The 21,786-nt window shown below is 32.2% G+C and carries 21 protein-coding genes and 3 pseudogenes; 19 read left to right on the forward strand and 5 right to left on the reverse strand.

The features are described 5' to 3' along the window. Positions 1 to 130: 130 nt before the first annotated feature. Positions 131 to 253: pseudogene (locus FVB9532_RS19635) on the reverse strand (IS110 family transposase); the annotation flags it as partial. Between the two features lie 155 nt (positions 254 to 408). Between FVB9532_RS19635 and FVB9532_RS01970 the strand changes: the two are divergent. Further along, complete coding sequence (locus FVB9532_RS01970; protein ID WP_150543539.1) at positions 409 to 1,356, forward strand: hypothetical protein; 948 nt, start codon at positions 409 to 411, stop codon at positions 1,354 to 1,356. A 323-nt stretch (positions 1,357 to 1,679) separates the two neighbouring features. Then, entirely contained in the window at positions 1,680 to 2,219 is a 540-nt protein-coding gene (locus FVB9532_RS01975; RefSeq protein WP_150543540.1) for a hypothetical protein, read from the forward strand. 48 nt (positions 2,220 to 2,267) lie between these two features. Here FVB9532_RS01975 and FVB9532_RS19640 read toward each other — a convergent pair. Beyond that, positions 2,268 to 2,390, reverse strand: a pseudogene (locus tag FVB9532_RS19640) (IS110 family transposase); the annotation flags it as partial. 189 nt (positions 2,391 to 2,579) lie between these two features. Here FVB9532_RS19640 and FVB9532_RS01985 point away from each other — a divergent pair. From FVB9532_RS01985 to galE, 16 genes and pseudogenes are all read left to right on the forward strand, one after another. Then, the gene (locus FVB9532_RS01985) at positions 2,580 to 4,745 is read left to right on the forward strand and encodes a hypothetical protein (protein WP_150543541.1); all 2,166 of its coding nucleotides are present in this window, start codon (positions 2,580 to 2,582) and stop codon (positions 4,743 to 4,745) included. Positions 4,746 to 5,376: 631 nt separating this feature from the next. Beyond that, the gene (locus FVB9532_RS01990; protein WP_150543542.1) at positions 5,377 to 6,063 is read left to right on the forward strand and encodes a hypothetical protein; all 687 of its coding nucleotides are present in this window, start codon (positions 5,377 to 5,379) and stop codon (positions 6,061 to 6,063) included. A gap of 348 nt (positions 6,064 to 6,411) precedes the next feature. Beyond that, the gene (locus FVB9532_RS01995; protein WP_150543543.1) at positions 6,412 to 6,819 is read left to right on the forward strand and encodes a hypothetical protein; all 408 of its coding nucleotides are present in this window, start codon (positions 6,412 to 6,414) and stop codon (positions 6,817 to 6,819) included. Positions 6,820 to 6,987: 168 nt separating this feature from the next. Next, a complete protein-coding gene (locus FVB9532_RS02000) occupies positions 6,988 to 7,461 on the forward strand; it encodes a hypothetical protein (protein ID WP_150543544.1) in 474 nt (157 codons plus the stop codon). A 188-nt stretch (positions 7,462 to 7,649) separates the two neighbouring features. Further along, a complete protein-coding gene (locus FVB9532_RS02005) occupies positions 7,650 to 8,063 on the forward strand; it encodes a hypothetical protein (protein ID WP_150543545.1) in 414 nt (137 codons plus the stop codon). Between the two features lie 318 nt (positions 8,064 to 8,381). Next, positions 8,382 to 9,008: a Crp/Fnr family transcriptional regulator gene (locus tag FVB9532_RS02010; RefSeq protein ID WP_150543546.1), complete on the forward strand. Its 627-nt coding sequence runs from the start codon at positions 8,382 to 8,384 to the stop codon at positions 9,006 to 9,008. Between the two features lie 56 nt (positions 9,009 to 9,064). After that, positions 9,065 to 10,555, forward strand: coding sequence for a T9SS type A sorting domain-containing protein (locus tag FVB9532_RS02015; protein ID WP_150543547.1), 1,491 nt, complete (start codon positions 9,065 to 9,067; stop codon positions 10,553 to 10,555). A gap of 78 nt (positions 10,556 to 10,633) precedes the next feature. Then, positions 10,634 to 11,014 (forward strand): annotated as a pseudogene (locus FVB9532_RS20080) (IS30 family transposase); the annotation flags it as partial. 151 nt (positions 11,015 to 11,165) lie between these two features. Beyond that, positions 11,166 to 11,864, forward strand: coding sequence for a DUF4240 domain-containing protein (locus tag FVB9532_RS02020; RefSeq protein WP_228482235.1), 699 nt, complete (start codon positions 11,166 to 11,168; stop codon positions 11,862 to 11,864). A 296-nt stretch (positions 11,865 to 12,160) separates the two neighbouring features. Beyond that, positions 12,161 to 12,826, forward strand: coding sequence for a hypothetical protein (locus tag FVB9532_RS02025; RefSeq protein ID WP_150543548.1), 666 nt, complete (start codon positions 12,161 to 12,163; stop codon positions 12,824 to 12,826). 207 nt (positions 12,827 to 13,033) lie between these two features. After that, a complete protein-coding gene (locus FVB9532_RS02030) occupies positions 13,034 to 13,765 on the forward strand; it encodes a helix-turn-helix transcriptional regulator (protein WP_150543549.1) in 732 nt (243 codons plus the stop codon). A gap of 40 nt (positions 13,766 to 13,805) precedes the next feature. After that, positions 13,806 to 14,216, forward strand: coding sequence for a VOC family protein (locus FVB9532_RS02035; RefSeq protein WP_150543550.1), 411 nt, complete (start codon positions 13,806 to 13,808; stop codon positions 14,214 to 14,216). Between the two features lie 58 nt (positions 14,217 to 14,274). Next, complete coding sequence (locus FVB9532_RS02040; protein ID WP_150543551.1) at positions 14,275 to 15,627, forward strand: gliding motility protein GldB-related protein; 1,353 nt, start codon at positions 14,275 to 14,277, stop codon at positions 15,625 to 15,627. Between the two features lie 274 nt (positions 15,628 to 15,901). Then, positions 15,902 to 16,882, forward strand: coding sequence for a leucine-rich repeat domain-containing protein (locus FVB9532_RS02045; RefSeq protein WP_150543552.1), 981 nt, complete (start codon positions 15,902 to 15,904; stop codon positions 16,880 to 16,882). 56 nt (positions 16,883 to 16,938) lie between these two features. Beyond that, a complete protein-coding gene (locus FVB9532_RS02050) occupies positions 16,939 to 17,358 on the forward strand; it encodes a lysozyme inhibitor LprI family protein (RefSeq protein WP_150543553.1) in 420 nt (139 codons plus the stop codon). Between the two features lie 254 nt (positions 17,359 to 17,612). Further along, a complete protein-coding gene (galE, locus tag FVB9532_RS02055; protein ID WP_150543554.1) occupies positions 17,613 to 18,623 on the forward strand; it encodes a UDP-glucose 4-epimerase GalE in 1,011 nt (336 codons plus the stop codon). A gap of 1 nt (position 18,624) precedes the next feature. On the opposite strand, the gene FVB9532_RS02060 is transcribed toward galE, so the two are convergent. The 3 genes from FVB9532_RS02060 to FVB9532_RS02070 form a co-directional block, all read right to left on the reverse strand. Then, positions 18,625 to 18,783: a YqaE/Pmp3 family membrane protein gene (locus tag FVB9532_RS02060; protein ID WP_150543555.1), complete on the reverse strand. Its 159-nt coding sequence runs from the start codon at positions 18,781 to 18,783 to the stop codon at positions 18,625 to 18,627. Between the two features lie 79 nt (positions 18,784 to 18,862). Further along, on the reverse strand, positions 18,863 to 19,477 hold the full coding sequence (locus tag FVB9532_RS02065; RefSeq protein WP_150543556.1) for a M15 family metallopeptidase: 615 nt from the start codon (positions 19,475 to 19,477) through the stop codon (positions 18,863 to 18,865). Positions 19,478 to 19,573: 96 nt separating this feature from the next. Continuing rightward, positions 19,574 to 19,942: a hypothetical protein gene (locus tag FVB9532_RS02070; protein WP_150543557.1), complete on the reverse strand. Its 369-nt coding sequence runs from the start codon at positions 19,940 to 19,942 to the stop codon at positions 19,574 to 19,576. Between the two features lie 274 nt (positions 19,943 to 20,216). On the opposite strand from FVB9532_RS02070, the gene FVB9532_RS02075 reads away from it, so the two are divergent. Continuing rightward, positions 20,217 to 21,716, forward strand: coding sequence for a DEAD/DEAH box helicase (locus tag FVB9532_RS02075; protein WP_150543558.1), 1,500 nt, complete (start codon positions 20,217 to 20,219; stop codon positions 21,714 to 21,716). Positions 21,717 to 21,786: the final 70 nt, after the last annotated feature.

The raw sequence follows: 21,786 nt of genomic DNA on the forward strand, positions 1-21,786 counted from the left end.
GAAAAAATTGAAATTGACTCTCTGAATGTAACACACAGAGAATTAGAAAACATAATAAGAACATATAGAATACGAAATAATAAAAACTACCGCTAACAAAGTACTGTGGTAAAAAACAAGTAAATCTAGGTCAATTTTTCACTAAATTACTTCTATGAGAATCATCATAAAGCAACCCTGATTTTGCTATGGCAAAAGCTTGTTTTAGTAGCTTGTTGTATACAGCAATTAAAGCCAATTTTTTGCTCTTTCCATTGTAAGCATCCCTTAAATGCTGTTTAGGTGCTAATCGAGGCTGTATATATTTGTTTTGGCGCTGTTTTAGATAAAAGATAATTTAATTATATTTGGAGAAGTGATATAGGGTAGATAAACGCAATAGCGTTTATTTGCATGTTGGCAATAATTATGAAGAACCTACTATTATTAAATTTTATTATTCTTCTATGTTCATCAAATCTGATTGGGCAAAGTAGTTCTGAAGTTTATCGAATTGTAGAAGGAGGAACTAAAAAAATAAATATTGACACTAAGACTGACTTAGAAACTTTGATTTTGAAGCTTGAAAATGATTGGGAGTTAGAAATGACAGGAAAACGATATTGGATTGGTTATACAGATTTGATGTATTCAATAGCTTCAAGAAAAGAAGAAGCAATAAAACCACTTACAGATTTTTACAATTCTACAAGTACTGAAAATGGGAAATTCGGTGTTCTGTACACTTTACATTTAATTGGAATTGAAAGTAATATCACAGGAAGATTTACTGAAAGCTTTGTAAATTCAAAAGCTCGAAAAACCATTCTTGAATTTGTGTATTCAAAGAATGAAAAAATAAGAGATTTGTCTATTGAACTGCTTATGAGAGACCCTTGGCAGTCTGACGTTCCGATTTTAATGGATGCAATGCAAAAAAGTATTAATGACTCTTGGACTATTGTTAACGCATTAATTAGATACATTGACAAAGATGCACCTATTCAAAATGAAATAAACGATAGTTTAAAACAAAGGATAATAGAATTTAAAACGCCGGATGATATTTGCGATAAAGAGTTTATTCCTAACATTTTAAAATCAATAAAAAGTAATTTATCTGAATCCGTATATATTGAGAAAGAGTTGTTCAAACAGAACTTAAATGGATATTCTTGTACAGGATTCCAAAGCGGTCGTTTTGGAGAATTAATCAAGGATATAACAAACAACAATGTATTTAATTACTGTAGTCTTGGTTATAAAGTTCAATATTATGTAGAAGATAATAAAGTCTATATATGTTCATCAGAAACAGCTAAGAAAAGATGGCTGGATTGGTGGAAAAATAGACAAAACGATTGGAATAAAAAATAACTATTGCCAACAATGTATCCTATGAAAAGCCTTAGTCCAAGTTCTTTAAAGGGACTATTTAAATTTTAATTATCTCATAATAATGATGTTGTGGTGTTGAAATGTTTATAATTCCGATAGGCTTATCCATCTTCCATACCTATATCACTTGCTCATATTCCTCTTTTAAGCATCCCTTAAAAGCTGTTGGGGGGCTAAGCGAGGCTGTATATATTTGTTTTAGCGCTGTTTTAGATAAAAGATAATTTAATTATCTTTGGAGAAGTGATATAGGGTAGATAAACGCAATAGCGTTTATTTGCATGTTGCCAGTAATGCGAAAAATGAAAAAAGTCCTAAAAATAATACTTGGAATTATTTTAATAATAGTTCTCATTCTTGGCGGAACTTATCTCTATCTGACTGATTTTGGGCGAAAAGGGATTTTATCTAATGAACCTCGAAAACCAAAAATAGAGATACCTATAACTTACAATGTCTCTTGGTGGTCTTACCAAGAAGATTTGACAATAGAAGATTTAAAAGTAGATATTGTTGAAAGTAAATTGAACTTATTTAATAGTAAATCATTGATCTCTTATAAAATTAAAGGAGAAATAAAATATGACGGACATTGGAAACCATATATAAAAGAAGTTCACATATCCGAAAGAATTAATAAAGACAGTTTTCAAAATATCAATCGAATAATTGAATTGACGCCAATAGTAAAAGTTGAGAATGACGAAAATGCAAATGGTGGAATTAAAAAATTTGAATTTAAAAATGAACATATGATAACCTCGGGAAATTGGGGTTTAAATAGAATAAAAGTTATTTGCGGAAATAAAGAAGTAATTATTGAATTGCAACAGCGGAAATAAAACACTACTGGCAACAAAGTACTGTGGTAAAAAACAAGTAAAAACTCATTAATTTTTCACTAAATTACTTCTATGAGAATCATCATAAAGGAGTCCTGATTTTGCTATCGCAAAAGCCTGTTTTAATAGCTTATTACATACGGCAATTAAAGCCAATTTTTTACTCTTTCCATTATAAGCATCCCTTAAAGGCTGTTTAGGTGCTAAGTGAGGCTGAACATTTGCTTTGGCGCTATTTTAGATAAACGATAATTTAATTATATTTGGAGAAGTGATATATTGTAGATAAACGCAATAGCGTTTATTCGCATGTTAGCAGACATTTTCAAAAAAAATCCGTTATATAATAAAATATGAGTTATGGAATTTAAAACTTTTGATGAATTACAAGCACACAATAATCGTTACTTTGAGAACAGTCCATTGGGTCAAATCCAATTGCAATCGCCTGAAAACATTGATATAGATGGATTGACTTACTTTGAGCGTATTACTTTAAATTCACAACCTCATAATGTATTTAAATTAGATTGGTCTTCTTATGGGAGTTTAGATTTTGCTGATACTTTTCTACCAAAAGTTGGTGGTTATAAGGGAAAAGCAATGTGGATTTTTGATGGAGCAGAACTATTTCCTAATCTAAAAAAGTCTGACAGAAAAACTCTGTCCCTATCAAATGACAACAAACTGATTAACTTATTATCATACACATACCCTAAAGGAGTATTAGCTGGAGAAAAAAAACAATCTGTTTCCGTTGGCAAACATGAAATATGTGCATTTATAGAATTGAAAAAGGACAATTCAATAGAAGTTTCGTTCAAATTTGGAGATAACTTCAAGGATTTTCTAAAAAATAAATTTGTAAGTATTCCAAATTCACAATCCATTTCTACAATTGAAACAACCACATATAAAACTAATAAATTAGAGTTTCAAAATTACTTCAAAAATCAATTAGTGCATTATGATATGATGTGTTTTCTAATTGATACAATTGGTATCAAAAAAATAGAAAAAACTTTAGATGAAATAGAGGATGATTTTATTCCACTAATTTCAGTTAACTCTGAACAGAAAGAATTAGGTTTCAAAATTTCAAACAATCTAAAGGAAACAATTGAACTATCAAAGTATATCGATGAAGATAAAAGAACTATTAAGCTAAAAGGTATCAAACTTGAAACTGATGCTACCATTGAATTTAATGTAGAACAAGGAAATGAAAAAGCGAAAGACAATGAAGGGAATATTACAATTAAAGCAAAAGGTGTTGAATTTATTAGTAAAAAGAAAATAACAAAACTTAATGACGGTTTATATAATTACAGCATAGATATTAATGACGTTCAATATGGTTGGAAAATAAAACTTAAATTAACAGAAAGAACTTTAGAGAAAGATGCGTATTTAGATTTTTATGCAAATGATGACGATTTTTTGTTTTATAGCGTATCGAATGTCCATTGTGGTCGTGTATTAATTTCAAGTGGTAAAAAATGTACTTGTCAAAAATCAAATCCTGCAAAAAACTTCGCAGGATTAATTAAACTTGTAAAACAAAGCGAAGATATTCTGATTGAGAATGGTTACGATGATGTAAATGATAGAATAAGCATAATTAGAGGAATATACTATGGAACAGAATGGAGTTTAGATTACCAAAATGAAAAGAGTAAACAGAGAAATTTTGCGTTTAATGAATATACAAATAGCGAAGTTGTTGCTGATGCGAGAAAAGAACTAAAGTGTTCTAGTACTTGCGAAGCAGATCTTTTCGAATCATTATTTAATAGTTTTGAAGTCTTTGACAGCAAATATAAGGCTGTAGATTTTGGTCATTTAATTATCGGTTTAGATTCACGAAGAAGTTGGCGTTCAATCAATTTCAGTATTCCTACTCAAGGTGGAACTGGGTTGGAATTAAATACTTGGGTTGGCGATTTAGGTGCTGGTACAGGTAAACTTGCTTTAGATAGGGTTACAACACCTGAAAAGCGTTCTGCTACGTTATTTCCAGTCTTTGGTAGTAGTTATGGAGCAATGGTAAATCTTGAAGGAGATATTGCATCTTATGTCGTAGGTATGGACATAAATAATGAAAATAAAATAGATGATGCAACCGATAACTTCCAAACAATCCACGAAGCGTTAAAAGATTATTTTGAAAACAAATGGGATAAACGAACTTATTATTTTTTAAAAATGATAGATGGAGAGTTTGAAGGAAATATATTAATAAATCGTGATGAACTAATAAATAAATGTGCTGAAAATTTTGAGGACTTTGCTTATTGGTATCTTGGAGTGCGAGAGGGGTTTGAAGCTCTAAAATCTGCTATGGGATACTTTAAACCTATATCGGAAGAAGTAGCATCAATTTTTATCGATGGTTTAATACACGTTATTGAAAACCCACAAGATATGATTACAAAAAGAACTGACCCAGACCCAAAACCAAAAGAAGTTACTGCGACGGATAAAGCAAATGATATAATAAATAATATTAAAGATTGGTTCGATTGATTATGAAAAAAATATGGAAATACAACATTATCGCAAGTATTATTTTATTTTTCTTGTTCGTTTCATTATTATATTTTGGGCTTAAAAATGACAATGTCATGTATTTATCTATTTCAAAAAACATTGCACTAATAACCTTCATTCAATTAGTGTTATGTGTTATATATTCTATTTTCAAATATAAATCTCAATCTTTTTGGACATTCATTTATTTGGGAATAATAGGATTATTATGTTTTATTGAAATAAATTTATTTTATGGAGTTTTATCTGGTTTACTGGGAGATATGTAACTAAATGAGCGAACAAAACGTTTGCCAACAAAGTACTGTGGTAAAAAACAAGTAAAAACTCATTAATTTTTCACTAAATTACTTCTATGAGAATCATCATAAAGTAGTCCTTATTTTGCTATCGCAAAAGCCTGTTTTAATAGCTTATTACATACGGCAATTAAAGCCAATTTTTTGCTCTTTCTATTGTAAGCTACCCTTAAAGGCTGTTTGGTTGCTAAGCGAGGCTGTATATATTTGTTTTGGCGCTGTTTTAGATAAAAGATAATTTAATTATATTTGGAGAAGTGATATAGTGTAGATAAACGCCATGCGTTTATTCGCATGTTAGGCAAAATTTGAAAAAAATAATTTACATATTAATTTTTATATCAACTACAGTATTTATTTCCTGTAAAACAGTTAAAAAATCTGTTGAATTAAAAAGTTTTTTAAATAAAATGATTTCTGAAAATGAAAAAATTGCTAAAATTAAATTTAATAAATATAATTCTGATTTAGTTGATGATATTGAAAGTCAACTTAAAATTGATCTTTGTGATAGAAGTAATTTTATCGCATTATCAAATACGAACGGGCTTAACATTAAATTTCCAGCATTTGTACTAAAAGAATGTGATTATTTTACTTCGGTACACGGCGTAGTTACTATTCAAATTAATTCTAATAACGAAACTTTAGTTGATAATGAGTTTGTTTCATCTGGTTCAAATATAGAAAATGAAGTTTTAGAAGCTACAAGAGGATGGATGCAAAATGAGTATAGAAAAAGACTTGTATATTTAATTTCTTGGGATAGTTTGACAAAACCTACCCAAATAGAAAATAAACTTAAAGAAACACTTTTTGCTGTAAAAAGTTATAGTGATTCAATTGCAATCTCAAAATTCAAAAAAAAAGTAGCTGAATTAAACTTGAGTGAAATTAAAACATTGAAAGATAAATTTGATTTTAAAGTAGGTTTTCGCGGTTATAAAATGCCTACTCCGCCACCTCCACCACCAGAATCAAAGGATATTGAATAAAAAAACATTGCCTAACAGCGTATCCTATAAAAAACCTTAGTCCAAGTTCTTTAAAGGGACTATTTAAATTTTAATTATATCCTAATGTTGTTTTTGGATTGTAGAATCGTTCATAATTCCGATAGGATTATCCACCTTCAATTCCTATGTCATTCGCTCATATTCCTCTTTTAAGCTTTCCTTAAAGGCTGTTTAGGTGCTAAGTGAGACTGAACATTTGCTTTGGCGCTGTTTTAGATAAAAGATAATTTAATTATATTTGGAGAAGTTATATAGTGTAGATAAACGCCATGCGTTTATTTGCATGTTGGCTATAATTAGAAACAAATGAATTTAAAAAATAAACAAATGAAATTAAACACATTATCAATCATTGTATCAATTTTCTTTTTATTATCATGTTCTTCTGACGATAACAATGATAATCAAAATACTATAGCAAATGTTGAATTTGAAGTTGTTATTACAAATAACGGAGATTTTGGTCCTGACGCAATTATTACAACCCAAATAAACAATATCTCTGAAGAACAAGCGGTTGGAAGCTTTCCTTTTTCCAGAACTTATAGTGAAGTTGAAGCTAGTGAAGGAAATATTCTCATTCTCAACTATGAAGATGATAGTGATTGTGCATCCGGAGTTAACTGCGACTATTCAATCCGAATGAGAATTTACGTAGATAAAGAAATTGTTGAAGAACAATCTGCAACATTTGCGGGAAGTGTTAGTTCTGCAAATATTAGTTACACATTCTAAAATGACATAACTATAGCCAACAAAATATAAATGTAATAGCGGTTAAAGTTTTAACAATAAAGTTAATGTTTAAAATAAAATTTATACATTAACTTAAATCTCGGACATTTTAAGCCACTAGTACATTTATACAAAACGTTATAAGTAATTAAAGCGAACTCTTGAAAATTGAATTGGATAATAAAAAATATAAGTAAATTAGAATATCACACGAATTTAAGTGTATTGCTAAAGCCGATTGAAAAAGATATTCAAAATTTGAAATGGCTGATTTCGGATTTAGAATTTAGCAGTTGGAATGCTGAAAACCTTCCAATTAATCACGAAGAAGATTATTTTATAATTTCATCGCAAGAAATGAAAACGATTTGCGAAACTAAAACTCAAATTGTTTGGGGAGCATTTTCTGGAATTGACAAAAATTTAGAATTAGATACTGAAAAAATAAAAACACCATATGCAGAAGGAAATGCAGAAATTTGGAAAAATGGAAATTTACAAATTGAGAATTCTAAAGTGGAAATAATCGCTTGGGACAGTTCTTACACAATTGTAAAATTTACTGAAAAAGGAATGTCTGATAGGTTTAAAGCATATTTTGACGAAGCAATTGAATTGGAAAAGTATAAATGGAAGAAATAACTGCATACAACATGTATAACCGTAATTACGGCAGATTTTACTACATCCGGCACGAGCACGAAGTGCGAACTGGCAAAGCAATCAACTCGAAATTGCAAGCGTCAGTGCTTAACCGAAAAACAGTAACTTTAAACCCTTAACTGACGGTTATACGAGACCGTTGGGCATAATTTGAGAAAATTGTAAAAATGAAAAAATTGAATTGGAAAAATATTTTATGGATTATAATTGAAGTTATGATTTCAGTATCCATTTATTATTTAATTCAATGGACTCTGGAGAATACGGAATTTCCTTTTACGAATGATATGGTGGCTGGAGTATTTCTTTTATTTTTAGCAACTGGAATTGTTTACGGAATTACGATTTTTGGATTTATTAAAATTGACGAATTAATTACTGGAAAGAAACTGAATATTGGAAAAGGAATTTTACTTCTGATTATCGGAGCAGTAGTTTCAATAATTGGAATGAACTTACTTGTGGAAATGAAAATAATTGATTCAGACTTTCCGCTGTTATTGTTCATTTTAATTGTAATGACTATTCCTGTGATTAATTTGAACTATGGATTACGAATGAAAAAAACTATGCACACATAGGTCATTGCTTCTGACTTTACTCGCGGAAAGTCCTCGCAAATTTGCTATCCCTGCCCGCCGGCAGAGGTAGGTTCGGTTTACGACGGAAAATCTTCTCGGATATTCATGCCACAAAACCATATCCAAACACATTATCAACCAAAAATGCTTGGATTCAATAACACCTATAATTAATTACTTTGATCGTTGCTTATTTGGAAAATTCCGAAGGAATTTTCTTTGCAAGTTTTTGTTTGCTAAATTAGTCGACTGACAAGCAACTAACCACAACACCGTTATATGAAAACGGAAGAGCAACACAGAAAATAGAATTAAAGTATGAATACCTTAAGTTCACACGACGTTGATTTATTGCATACTTTTCTAAAAGCAGACCATCAGCTTACTGATAAAACATTTGAAGAAATAAGCAAATATTTTACGAAGTATGTATACAATAAAGGAGAATCCATTTTAAAGATTGGAGAGGTCGAAACAAAGGCAAACATAGTAGTAAAGGGGGTTGTGCACCAATATATTTTTGACGAAGAAGATTCTAAGACCATCAATATTACGCCTGAAGGCTTGAGTTTTAATAATCTTAAAAGTTATCTCGATGGCTCACCATCGCTAGAAGTGCACGAAGCCATAATGGATACAGAAATCATTTCAATTGAAAAGAATGATATCGAAATTTTAGCGCAAAACAACCATGAGTTCAGTTACGTCATGTTTAAAGTATATGAACAAATTCTTCTCGATCGCGAAAATAGAATGATTGTATTGCAATATCGAAATCCATCAAAACGCTTTTCACTTTTTCATGAAATAGTAGGGAGGGCCAACTGGATTCTGAAAAATACACAAGATAAATACGTAGCAAGTTATTTAAATATGACACTGCAACAATACAGTAGGGAAAAGCATATTTTTTTAAAAGCAAAAAAGCTCAATAACTTATCCTGAGGCAACTTCACACTGTAGAACATTCTATTAATTTGCAAAGGCAAATAACTTTTAGAATGAAAACAAAAATCACAAACAACATTAAATCCATACTATTTGCAGCAAGTATGGTACTTACTGTAAACACAACTCATGCTCAAACACAAAAAGGTGCAGATATAGACGGAGAGGCGGCTGGTGATGAATCAGGCCACTCTGTAAGCATGCCCGATGCCAATACCATAGCCATTGGGGCTTATAGGAATGACGGAAACGGAGAAAATGCTGGCCATGTTCGTATTTATCAATGGAATGGCACAATATGGACACAAAAAGGAGCAGACATTGATGGAGAGGCGGCTGGTGACCGGGCAGGCTACTCGGTAAGTATGCCAGACGTCAATACCATAGCAATTGGAGCTCCCTACAATGAAGGAAACGGAACATATGCCGGTCATGTACGTATTTACCAATGGAATGGTACAGTATGGACACAAAAAGGAGCAGACATTGATGGAGAGGCGTTTGGTGATGAGTCAGGCCATTCTGTAAGCATGCCCGATGCCAATACCATAGCCATTGGAGCCTTACGGAACGACGGAAACGGAACATCTTCCGGTCATGTACGTATTTATCAATGGGATGGTACCATATGGACACAAAAAGGAGCAAACATTGATGGAGAGGCGGCTGGCGACCAATCCGGAAACTCGGTAAGCATGCCCGATGCCAATACCATAGCCATTGGAGCTTTTAGAAACGACGGAAACGGAGCAGATGCTGGTCAAGTGCGTATTTACCAATGGAATGGTACCATATGGACACAAAAAGGCGCAGACATTGATGGAGAGGCGGCTGGTGACAACTCAGGCCATTCTATAAGCATGCCCGACGCCAATACCATAGCCATTGGAGCATTTAGAAATGATGGAAACGGAACAGATGCTGGCCAAGTGCGTATTTACCAATGGAATGGTACCATATGGACACAAAAAGGCACAGACATTGATGGAGAGGCGGCTGGCGACAACTTAGGCTATTCTGTAAGTATGCCCGATGCCAATACCATAGCCATTGGGGCTCCCTATAATGACGGAAACGGAACAACTTTAGGTCGTGTGCGTATTTTCCAATGGAATGGCACAATATGGGCACAAAAAGGCGCAAACATTAATGGAGAAACCGCTTTTGGCCAATCAGGCCACTCTGTATGCATGCCCGATGCCAATACCATAGCTATTGGAGCTCCCTTCAATGGTATAAGCGTAAGCTTTACTGGACATGTGCAGGTGTATGATTTATCAGTCTTAAGCGTTATAGATAGTGGATTTGAAAGCAGGCCAAAGGTATATCCCAACCCAACCAATGGCACATTAACCATTAATTTAAATGAAAACTATAATCATACCAATGTAATTGTACGCAATACATTAGGGCAAGAAGTACTTAAAAAATCATTTGCAGCTACTAACTTGTTACAACTTAATATTCCAGGAGAAGTAGGTGTATATTTTTTAGAAATAAATGCAGCAGGTAAAAAGGCATTTATTCGGGTGATTAAAAGATAACATTCGTTAATTTTGGTTGACGACCTAACAGTTATGTCGTTCCATTCCAAAAAGAATCTAGATTCAATAACTTAACGCAACAACTCCAAAGCTTTCATCGCTAAAAAGCTTAAAAGAGCCAGCTGCACCATAACCCGAGAGATCAATAAATGGATGATCTCTTCTGATGATAAATATGATACAACCTTAGCTAACAGGATGGCCAAAGATGATTACCTCAACAAAAAAACTTGATAAAATAAATACATATAAAAGGCTCAAGTTCTTTGTTTATAAAGGTTTATTAAAAGGCTGGGGTCCTAATCAAATTCATGGAGATGAAAAGATAAATACCCCAATGATCCGGTGATGACTATTTCTTATCGAGCTATCTATATGCATATTTATAGACACAGGCTAGTCTGAACAAAATACGAATCAAACTACTACCTTATCTAAAATCGCAGCGGAGAAGGCCTAATGTGAAGACAAAATCAATAACAGATATAGGAAAATTATTAACTATAAAACCCCTAACGAAATATTTAAGCAAAATGCAGCTTAATTTTTATAAATTATACTAAATTGTACTAAACCCAAAATAGCAACACTTGTTGCGTTAGAACCTTGAATGCGCCAACTCGCAACAATAATATTTACATCATTTTTGATATTTAGTTATAATCAAAACACGAAAAACGGTAATCCAATGGGAATATTTGAAAAATTTTTCGGAAAGAAAGAACCTGCCCAAAAACAAGCGCCAAAAACTTACAATCACGAAATTGAGAAAACGAGTGAAATGTTGGACGAAACAATATTCTGGAATATAATTGACTCTTCGGTAAAGAATACTAAAAATCAAGATGAACAAGAATGGTTTTTAGTGAAAGAAATTGAAAAATTGACACCAAAACAAATGATTGGTTTTAGATTGAGGACTGACAAACTTCTTTACGACACATATAATTCTGAAATGTGGTGTGCTGGATATATAATGAATGAAGGTTGTTCGGACGATGGATTTGAATATTTTAGAAATTGGATAATATCACGAGGTAAAGACACTTATTATAAAGCAAAGCAAAATCCAGACAGTTTAATTTCGGAATTAGTAGAAGGTGAAGAATATTATGACTTTGAAAGTTTTTGGTATGTAGCATTAACAGCATTTGAAAATAAAACAGGAAAAGAATTATACGACTACATATCTGACGATTTCAAAACAAACGAAGAGAATTATCCGAATTTCGAGTTTACTTGGAAGGAGGAAGAGCCTGAAACTTTGAAAGCGATTTGTCCGAGGTTATTTGAGAAAATGTGGAATTAAAAAACTGGTGGCAACAATAGTAGCCGTTGCACAAGCCTATATTTCTAAAAAAGAGTTGTCCTGATTCATTACAACAGTTAAGTTGTTGTTTTTTCAGTTGTATAGTATTTCTTAAAACTGTTTTTAATTCGAAGTTTGATTCAAAAAGAACTTATGCAACAGCCACACCGTATAACAATAATTTCGGCTCTGTGCCCTGAGTACACAATCACGTAAGCATAAAAGTCGGTAATTTTAGCTATCTTAGTTTCTAAACAACCTGCAACTGATTGTTATTAAATAACGTTATTATACATTTGAGAAAAACGTTAAGCATATCATTAATTTTAGTTCTATTCCTTATAGCTTGTCAAACTGATAAAGACTTAAAAGGAACTTGGATTGGAGAATATACCTCAAACTCAAAAACTGGAAAAATAAATATGGTTTTTGCGGAACAAAATCTATTGACTTTTAAAAACAATAAGTGTTTTGCAAAAGGCTCAAAATACTCTTATGGAACTAAAATCAGAGAAAGTAACAATATGACGTTTTCCAATAACATCATTTTTGAAAGTCAAAACGTTGACGAAATTCCTGAACAATATGAAATTGTTAAAATGGAAAATGATTCGTTAGTCATAAAAACACCGAATAGTGACTTTTTAAAAATTTATAGGAAGTTACCAAATAATCTAAAACATAATCAAAAGATTGACTTGATTGGAAAAAAGTTCTTCTGGAAAAATAGAATGTTTCAAGACACAATCTATTTTAAAACTGATTCAACTCTAATGAGAGTATCAATTAAACAACAGAATTACAAAACATCGTCTTGGGAACGGATTAACTTTGAAGGTTTTGACATACTTTTTATGGATGGAGATGTCCCGTATTTGATTGAAAATCAAATTGGAAAAACAATAAATTTAAGAACATTTCACAAGACTGATATTGGACATAAAATGATAGAACTGAAATAAAAAAACGTGTAGTAACAATCTATAACCATAATTACGGCAGATTTTACTACATCCGACATGAGCACGAAGTGCGAACTGGCAAAGCAATACACTCGGAATTGCTAACGTCAGTTCCTAACCGAAAAATAGTAACTTTAAAACCGTAACAGATGGTTATACGAGACTGTTAGCGGTAATGTGAAAAAAAAATTAAACGTCACACCTGCCATGAAAGATCAGGACATGAAGAGAATTTCAAGACTGACTGCAATTTTAACCCAATTGCAAACAAAACAACTTATTACTTCCACAAGTCTTGCTGAAAAATTTGGGGTAAGTGTTCGAACAATTTATCGCGACATTAGAGCTTTAGAAAAAGCAGGAGTGCCTATATTGACCGAAGAAGGAAAAGGATATTCCCTGATGGAGGGGTATAAAATTCCACCAATAATGTTTTCTGAAAGCGAGGCAAATGCTTTAATTACAGTTGAACAATTAGTACTTAAAAACAGAGACAGTTCACTTATTAAAGAATATATAAAAGCCATCAATAAGATAAAAGCAGTTCTGCGATATTCCACCCGGGAAAAAACAGAATTGATAGCAAAACGAGTTGCTGTAAGTCCTGTAATATCAGGCGTAAATACAAGTAATTCGCTCATGTTAATTCAAAATGCGTTGACAAACTTTCAAGCGCTTACGATTACCTATCAAAGTGAAGGTGCAAACAAAACAACCGAAAGGCTAATAGAGCCTTTTGCGTTCTATTACAGTTTACAAGAGAATTGGACACTTATAGCGTATTGTAGGTTAAGAAAGGATTACAGAATGTTTCGGTTGGACAGAATTCTGAAAATTGATCAAACCCAATTAAAATTTACTCCTCATACGCTCACCGTACAGGAGTATTTGGCAGAAAAAGAAAAAAAGTTCAAGACCCCTGACATACCTGTGTCATAACCTGAAATTACTTTTGCAGCGTAATTAAAAACCTAAAAAAATGAGTTTAGTATCCATTCGTATCATTACTGCCAATTTAAACGGTTTGGTAAAATTTTATGAGCACGTAACAGGTATGCCCGTAGTGCAATACACACCTGATTTTGCCGAGCTGCAAACAAAAACAGCAACCTTAGCTATAGGAAGCACGAGAACATTACAATTTTTTGGTGGAGCAGATGTAGCACAGGCTTCACAAAACCGCAGTGCGATTATCGAGTTTTTAGTAGATGATGTAGAAAAAGATTATAAACGCTTAGTTGATTTCTTAAAACCTTACCTCGTTCAGAAACCCACAACAATGCCTTGGGGAAACAAATCGCTTTTATTCCGTGATCCTGACGGTAATTTAGTTAATTTGTTTACACCGGTAACTCCTGAAACAATTAAAAAATTTGAAACTAAAACATAAGCCCTAACCATCACAAGCCATATGAAAAACGTTGGCAGAATTTTAAAACAAAAAATAGATGAAAAGAAAATATTTAAGAGATAAGGTAACGGTAGTCCTTTTTTTTATACTCACGCTCAATTTCTCATTTGGCCAATCTTTAGAAGTACTTTCTGTAGACAAAGAATATCATGACATTTCCCTTAAAAAAGATTCAGATGTTACATATCAGCTAAATCTAAAAAAAGATGGGCTTTATAAATTTAAAGTCTTACAAAACGGAATAGACATTAGACTTCAATTATTCGATTCAGATGGGCGTGAACTTTTTAATAAAGACACCCCTAATTCCTACACGGGTTATGAATTAATAGAATACTCGCCTACGAAAACAGATAATTACATTTTAAAATTTGTTCCTCGTACCTATGAAAGAAACCCAGAGCAGGGAAAAATTAACATCTTTATCCATAAGTTGACCAAATCAGAATTAAAACGAAGAGAAGAAATAGCCAAAGAACTTGAAGCCGAAAATGAAAAACTAATACAGACTTTAGATATAGAACATTTTTGGGAAGCTTTTGATGCTTTAAAAAAAGCAAAAACGTATAGAGATAGCATTAATTTAATGCAGACGGTTTACATTGACAGAGCAACTAACGGATTTAAGGATTTTATTAAAAAGTGGAGCATTACGCCAGAATCGATGATTAAAGCAATTGCTAAGTATCCCAAATTTTATAATTCTATAAAGCAAAACACGTTTAAAGTTAAAAATTCAGATTCAACGATTAAGGAAATCGTAGAAAACTTCAGAGCAATTTATCCGGGTTTCAAAGACAAAAGAGTCTGTTTTTTTATTGGAAATATGAATGTAGGGGGAACAGTATCAGATAATTTTTTATTGATAGGAACAGAAATTATGGCAGCCACACAATTTAATGATCTTTCTGAGTTAAATCCATCCTTCAAGGAAATGTTTAAAGATAATGTAAATGTAGTTCAGGAAATTAAAAAATTGGTGGCTCACGAATATGTGCACACACAACAAACCGACCAATATGATGAGGAAGCTATAATTTGTCCACTATTATACGATACTTTACAAGAAGGAATAGCCGATTTTATTGGCGAACTGATTTCAGATGTCAAGTTAAATTCTGAAATGTATAGTTATGGTGATAAACACGAAGCCGAACTTTGGGAAGACTTTAAAAATGAATTGTGTAATACAGTTAGTGATAATTGGCTTTTTAATGGTGAAATCAAAGATAAACCAAGTGATTTAGGCTATTATATCGGTTATAAAATTGCAGAAGAGTATATGAAAAATGCTGAAAATAAAGATGAAGCAATCATTGAAATGATAGAAATGAATGACCCGATACGTTTTTTACAAAAAAGCAACTACGACCAAAAGAAAAAGCAATAATACGTCTGTCGTATCTAGCAAATAGCGGGCTTTGTGGATAAACCGGAAATTTTGGGCTATTTGATTTGCCGTCAAATCCTGTGATGTACGGTCGTTGTTGTTTTCTATTTGGGTAACTGTAGTCCTTAGGTGGGATTTTTGAACTATAAAAGCTAAAAACAAAACCTGATCGTCCGGCAGGCGTTTAAAAAAGTTTTGGTTGGTGGCGAGATTGAAAAATAACTCATAATAACTCGCTACTTGCTATATATAAATACCTTGTAATTAATTGTATATGAATGGAATAGAAAAAATAATTGATAAAAATCTTAAAAAAGCTATTATTGATACGGGTGCTAAAAGTTTAGATTCAATCCTGGCATTACATGCAAGAAATAAAGAGATAGAAGATCTTTCTGGTATTGAGTATTTGAAAAACCTTAGAAAGATTCACTTAGGTAGAAATAAGATAGCTGATATAACTCCAATTGGTGAACTCAAGAATCTTACGGGACTTTTCCTGGAAAAAAACTCAATATCCGATATAGCTCCAATAAATAAGCTTGTCACCTTACCTGCTTTGAATCTGGCAAATAATCATATTAATAGCCTGGATTGTTTTTCATCCAAACACAAAATTACTTGGTTGGATCTTAGAAATAACAATTTAAAAGATGCAACAGGTATTGAACATTGTGAATTTCTCACCAATTTAGATCTAAGTGGAAATCAGTTAGTTTCTTTTGATCACTTCAGAAAACATAATAGGCTTCGCTATCTGGACATTTCTGATAATTTTATTAATGGAAAACTTAATATTGAACATATACCCAATCTGAAGAGTTTAACTATTGAAAAAAATCAGATTGACGAAATCATAATTCATAAAGAACATGTAAACTTAAGCAACTTAAATGTTTCGTCAAATTCAATCAATCATCTAAAATTTCTAAAATTTACTCCCCATTTAAAACAGTTTATAGCATCTGATAATCCTCTTAAGGAAATTGAAAGCATCAATTATTTAAAAGAAATTGAAACGTTATATTTATGGCACACAGGTATTACTAATTTAAATGGTTTTGAAGAATTAGAAAACCTTCAAGAACTTGGAATAGCTGACAACGAACTACAAACGGTGAAGCCTCTCAATAAGTTAAAAAAACTGGATATGTTATTACTAGGTGGAAACTTGAATATTAGTCAGGAAGAAATAAATCAATTACAAGAAGCTGTTAAGCAGGATTTTAGAACGCCAAACTGGAAAGAAAAATAGGTATAAAATATATAATCATTGCCAAACTGTTGTGCGGCATACGAAGAATCACTCAAATGCATACATATCCAAATCTAATTTTAATAATTTCAATGCTTTTCATTTTTAATACATGTAAAGCTCAATCGGATACAAATGACAACCAATTAAAAAATACGATTGAAGTTAGAGCAGATATTGCAAAAAAATTGAGTGAATCAAAATCAAAACTTGAAAAAATATATAAAGAAACTGTTGAGTTTCTCGACAGTATAGGATCCTCTGATGCTCAAAATTATAAGACTTATCTGATTCAAAGCCAAAACGGTTGGAAAAATTATTGTGAAGGAAAATGTAGAATAACAGAATACAAAAGTAGGGATGCTGCCCAAGGAGGTTTTGCTTTTTACAATATTTGTATGACGGAATTAAATGAAAAGAGAACAATGGAGTTGAAAAACTTGTTGATGGAATGGAAATCTGAACTCGACAACTAATTAATGATAAAACGTGCTAAAAAGTACTACTGAAAACACCTTATCAAATAATTGCAAATTTCCCCCATAGTAGATTGTAAGAAATCATAAGCTATAAAGAAAATTTTTTTTCCTGTTCCCACAACCACGCAAGCATAAAAGCCGTTAATTTTAGGTTCTTCTAGCATAGGCGAATAAGTATAAAATCAGAAATTTTCTTCCTTCGCTTTAAATAGGATTACTTATCTTCACAACATTAAATAAACCATCTAAGAATGAAAATATTAGTTACCGGAGGTCTTGGATTTATAGGGTCGCATACGGTTGTTGCCTTATTAAACGAAGGCTTTGAAGTAGTTATTATCGATAACCTTTCTAATTCATCCATTTCGGTATTAGAAGGAATTGCTTCCATCTCTAACCAAACCCCAGAATTTTGCAAATTAGATTTAAAGGATAAAGCACTAGTTTCCAATTTTTTTGAAGAGCATTCCGATATCAAAGGAATCATTCATTTTGCCGCCTCAAAGGCCGTAGGAGAAAGTGTAGAAGAACCTTTATTGTATTATGAAAATAATATCAACACCTTGGTGTATATACTTCAGGAAATGAAAAAAAGGGAGTTGACTAATTTTATCTTTAGCTCTTCGTGTACAGTCTATGGCCAAGCTGATGAATTACCAATTACAGAAAATGCGCCGGTGAAAAAAGCAGAATCACCTTACGGCAATACCAAACAAATAGGAGAGGAGATTCTTAATGACTTTGCGAAAGCCAACGATATTTTTAAAGCTATTTCACTTCGGTATTTTAACCCTATAGGAGCGCATCCTTCTGCAGAAATTGGGGAATTACCCATAGGAACCCCACAAAATTTAATTCCATACATCACGCAGACCGCAGCCGGGATAAGAGAGGAACTTTCAGTATTTGGAGATGATTATCCTACAGAAGATGGTACGTGTATTCGGGATTATATTCATGTGATGGATTTAGCAGAGGCTCATGTAGTCGCGTTAAAACGTTTATTGGAAGATAAAAACAAAAAGAATTATGAAGTTTTTAATCTAGGTACCGGTAAAGGAAACTCGGTATTAGAGGTAATCAATACTTTTGAAAAGGTATCCCATCAAAAGCTTGCTTACAAAATTGTAGGAAGAAGGGAAGGAGATATTATGTCGGCATTCGCAGATACTACCAAAGCAAATTCCGATTTAGGCTGGACAGCCCGTTTTAATATAGAAGATGCTTTGGCTAGTGCCTGGAAGTGGCAACAAAACCAGTAAATTATCTTTTACTGGTTACATAAAAAGCATGGATTACACCAGGCAACCAAAAAATAAGGGTAAGGATAAGATTAATTAAAAAATCTTTTCCTAAACCTTTGTTTACGAAAACACCTAAAGGTGGTAATACAATGTTTAAAATAATAGTTAGTATAGACATAGTTTTTTGTTTAAAACTAGACAATATCTACTTACTGTGAAACTATTTAAAGATAAGTATAACACAATTTAACTAGAATTTAATTACAGTTAAATTCAATATCATACACAGGATAGCTGTAAGCAGCTCCAAAATCGTAATGCCACCATTCCGTTCGTATGATATGGAAGCCGAATTTTTCCATTCCTTCCCGCAAGGTTTTTCGGTGATTCAAAATCTCTTCCGTTAAGTTTTTATAATCCTGATGAGCCTCTTTACCAAAGTAATCGTAAGAAGTACCCATTTCGATAGGTTGCCCGGTTTCTAAATCGACTAAGGTTAAATCTACGGCAGCACCCCGATTGTGAACAGATTTTTTAGTGTAGGGATTTGCCACATAACGAGCATCCGGATAAATCTTCCACATTTTCTTTTGGGCACTTAAGGGTCGGTAACAATCAAAAATTTTGATTTGATAACCTAAATCACAAAAATAATTATTGGCTTTAGCTAAGGCTTCGGCTGCTTCCGGAAGCAATAAACATTTCTCACACTCGTAAATAGGTTCTTCTAAAAAATTATTCGAAGTCGCATACCGAATATCATACGTAAAGTTATTGGCATATTCCTCTAAATCTATAAATTGGGATAAACTGTCGTTTGTTTGAGAAAAGCAGACAAAAGAAGAGAAGAACACAAGAAGAAAGTATTTCATAAAGTATGATTTTGAAATTTCAATATATACAAAATGAAATTAAAAAGCCTTTAGTAACATACCAAAGGCTTTTCAATAATTCATAGAGTAGAAGGTCTATCCTTCGTATTCTTGAAGGGCATTGTTGTATTCCCTAATTTCTTCTATGTTCATTTTATTATCAGAATTTTTAATCAGGTTGATCAAGTATATTAAACTCTCGTCTGCATTAAAATCATCTGTTTCAAAACCTTCTTCTTCACCTTCAATTGGATCATCCTCGGGGATAGGAATATCAAATGTAAAATTTTCTTCTAGATGTTCACATGTAAGACGTATAGCTTTTGCTACCACGGGTTGCTTTTCTTCAACAGCATAAGGGCGCAAGGCTTTTAAATCTTCTACCAAAGTATTGGTAATAATACCAACATGATCCAAATCGTCTAAAATTTTCTTTATTAATTTCTGTGCTTTCGGATTATTCACAATAGGGGGTTTTATAGTTAAACGCACTACAAAAATAATTTAATAAAACTTCCTTGCTTTATCATGCCACCAAAATTTTCATAAAAATGGCATATTTTTTTCAACTACTTTTTTTGAACGTTTTTTTCTGAAATCTATTAGATTTTAAGCTTTTGATTACTAGTGATATAGATTAAAATTAAGATTTCAGGCCAAAAAATTTCTATAAACCTTTAAAACTCGTTAATTTTGCAAGGTTTTATTTTAATAATGATAAGTTTAGGAATACGTATTTATGGCAGAAAAAGTTGCAGAAAAAACTTTATATGATTATCAGGAAAAGGATTTAAATAAAATTTTTGAATACCTAGAGGAGGAGTCGGATGATTTTAATTTGCTTTACCAACTTCCTACAGGAGGGGGTAAAACTGTGGTTTTTTCGGAGATCATAAGAAGGTATATTGAGCAAACCAATAAAAAAGTAGTTATCCTTACCCACAGAATCGAGCTTTGTAAGCAAACATCTAAAATGCTGAATGGTTTTGGGGTGCGCAATAAAATTATAAATAGTAAAGTAAAAGAACTACCAGATCAAGACGAATACCAGTGTTTTGTAGCAATGGTAGAAACCTTGAATAACCGTTTGAGTGACGATAAATTAGAGGTGAGTAATGTTGGTTTAGTCATTATTGATGAAGCCCATTACAATTCGTTTACCAAGCTGTTTAAGTATTTTGAAAAGTCTTTTATTTTAGGAGTAACCGCAACTCCTTTAAGTTCTAACATTAAGTTACCGATGAAGGATAACTATAAAGAACTTATTGTAGGAGAGTCTATTCCTTCTTTAATTAATAAAGGTTTTTTAGCCCGGGCAAATACATTTAGTTATGATGTGGGCTTAACTTCTTTACAGGTGGGAATTAATGGAGATTATACCGTAAAGTCTTCAGAAGATTTATATACCAATTTTTCGATGCAAGAAAAATTGATGCAAGCCTATGAAGAACGTTGTAAAGGTAAGAAAACATTAATTTTCAATAACGGTATCAATACGTCATGGTATGTTTATCAAACTTTTAAAGATGCTGGTTACGAGGTAAAGCATTTAGATAATACCCATAGTAAGAAAGAACGTAAAGAGATTTTAAGATGGTTCCGCGAAAAACCAGATGCTATTTTAACTTCTGTGAGTATTCTTACTACCGGTTTTGATGAACCAAGCGTAGAAAATATTATTTTAAACAGAGCAACAAAATCACTGACCTTATATTACCAGATGATTGGTCGTGGATCACGTAAAATTCCTAATAAAGATGAATTTAATGTGATTGATTTAGGAAACAACGCTGCTCGTTTTGGTCTTTGGGATGCTCCCGTAGATTGGCATTTAATCTTTAAAAATCCTGATTACTTCTTAGAGAACATCGTTTCTGATGAAGACATTGAGCGAGAATTTAAATACAGAATGCCGGAAGAGGTAAGAGAGCTCTTTAAAAACACTGAGAATATAGATTTTGATATCAAAGAAGAATATGAGTCTGCCGTAAATAATGGCGAGAAATCGAAAATGGTACTCGAGAAATCTATAGATCAGCATGCGCAAATGTGTGCCGAAAATAGTGAAGACGTTTTTGATGCGCGTATTTTAGCAAGAGAATTAAAAGATGATATCCGTGATCGTGTAAAACGTTATTCACGTTGTATTATTAACAATACCAAGAATTATAGAGATTGGCTTTTTGAAGATTATAACCGAAAGTTACGCTCTCGAATTAATGAAATGTTTCAGGAATAAAATAATTTCTGATAATATTAAAAAATCCTCTCAAGTTGAGAGGATTTTTTGTTTTTATGAGTTGATGAAG

The sequence above is a fragment of the Mesonia oceanica genome (assembly GCF_902499555.1).
Classification (GTDB): Bacteria; Bacteroidota; Bacteroidia; order Flavobacteriales; family Flavobacteriaceae; genus Mesonia; species Mesonia oceanica.

Coding starts and splice junctions, on each gene's coding strand:
- FVB9532_RS02075 (WP_150543558.1), top strand. CDS start 20,217: ATGGCAGAAAAAGTTGCAGAAAAAACTTTATATGATTATCAGGAAAAG.
- FVB9532_RS01975 (WP_150543540.1), top strand. CDS start 1,680: ATGAAAAAAGTCCTAAAAATAATACTTGGAATTATTTTAATAATAGTT.
- FVB9532_RS01985 (WP_150543541.1), top strand. CDS start 2,580: ATGGAATTTAAAACTTTTGATGAATTACAAGCACACAATAATCGTTAC.
- FVB9532_RS01970 (WP_150543539.1), top strand. CDS start 409: ATGAAGAACCTACTATTATTAAATTTTATTATTCTTCTATGTTCATCA.
- FVB9532_RS02050 (WP_150543553.1), top strand. CDS start 16,939: ATGCATACATATCCAAATCTAATTTTAATAATTTCAATGCTTTTCATT.
- FVB9532_RS02035 (WP_150543550.1), top strand. CDS start 13,806: ATGAGTTTAGTATCCATTCGTATCATTACTGCCAATTTAAACGGTTTG.
- FVB9532_RS02010 (WP_150543546.1), top strand. CDS start 8,382: ATGAATACCTTAAGTTCACACGACGTTGATTTATTGCATACTTTTCTA.
- FVB9532_RS02020 (WP_228482235.1), top strand. CDS start 11,166: ATGCGCCAACTCGCAACAATAATATTTACATCATTTTTGATATTTAGT.
- FVB9532_RS02065 (WP_150543556.1), bottom strand. CDS start 19,477: ATGAAATACTTTCTTCTTGTGTTCTTCTCTTCTTTTGTCTGCTTTTCT.
- FVB9532_RS02030 (WP_150543549.1), top strand. CDS start 13,034: ATGAAAGATCAGGACATGAAGAGAATTTCAAGACTGACTGCAATTTTA.
- FVB9532_RS02060 (WP_150543555.1), bottom strand. CDS start 18,783: ATGTCTATACTAACTATTATTTTAAACATTGTATTACCACCTTTAGGT.
- FVB9532_RS01995 (WP_150543543.1), top strand. CDS start 6,412: ATGAAATTAAACACATTATCAATCATTGTATCAATTTTCTTTTTATTA.
- galE (WP_150543554.1), top strand. CDS start 17,613: ATGAAAATATTAGTTACCGGAGGTCTTGGATTTATAGGGTCGCATACG.
- FVB9532_RS02015 (WP_150543547.1), top strand. CDS start 9,065: ATGAAAACAAAAATCACAAACAACATTAAATCCATACTATTTGCAGCA.
- FVB9532_RS02045 (WP_150543552.1), top strand. CDS start 15,902: ATGAATGGAATAGAAAAAATAATTGATAAAAATCTTAAAAAAGCTATT.
- FVB9532_RS02040 (WP_150543551.1), top strand. CDS start 14,275: ATGAAAAGAAAATATTTAAGAGATAAGGTAACGGTAGTCCTTTTTTTT.
- FVB9532_RS02005 (WP_150543545.1), top strand. CDS start 7,650: ATGAAAAAATTGAATTGGAAAAATATTTTATGGATTATAATTGAAGTT.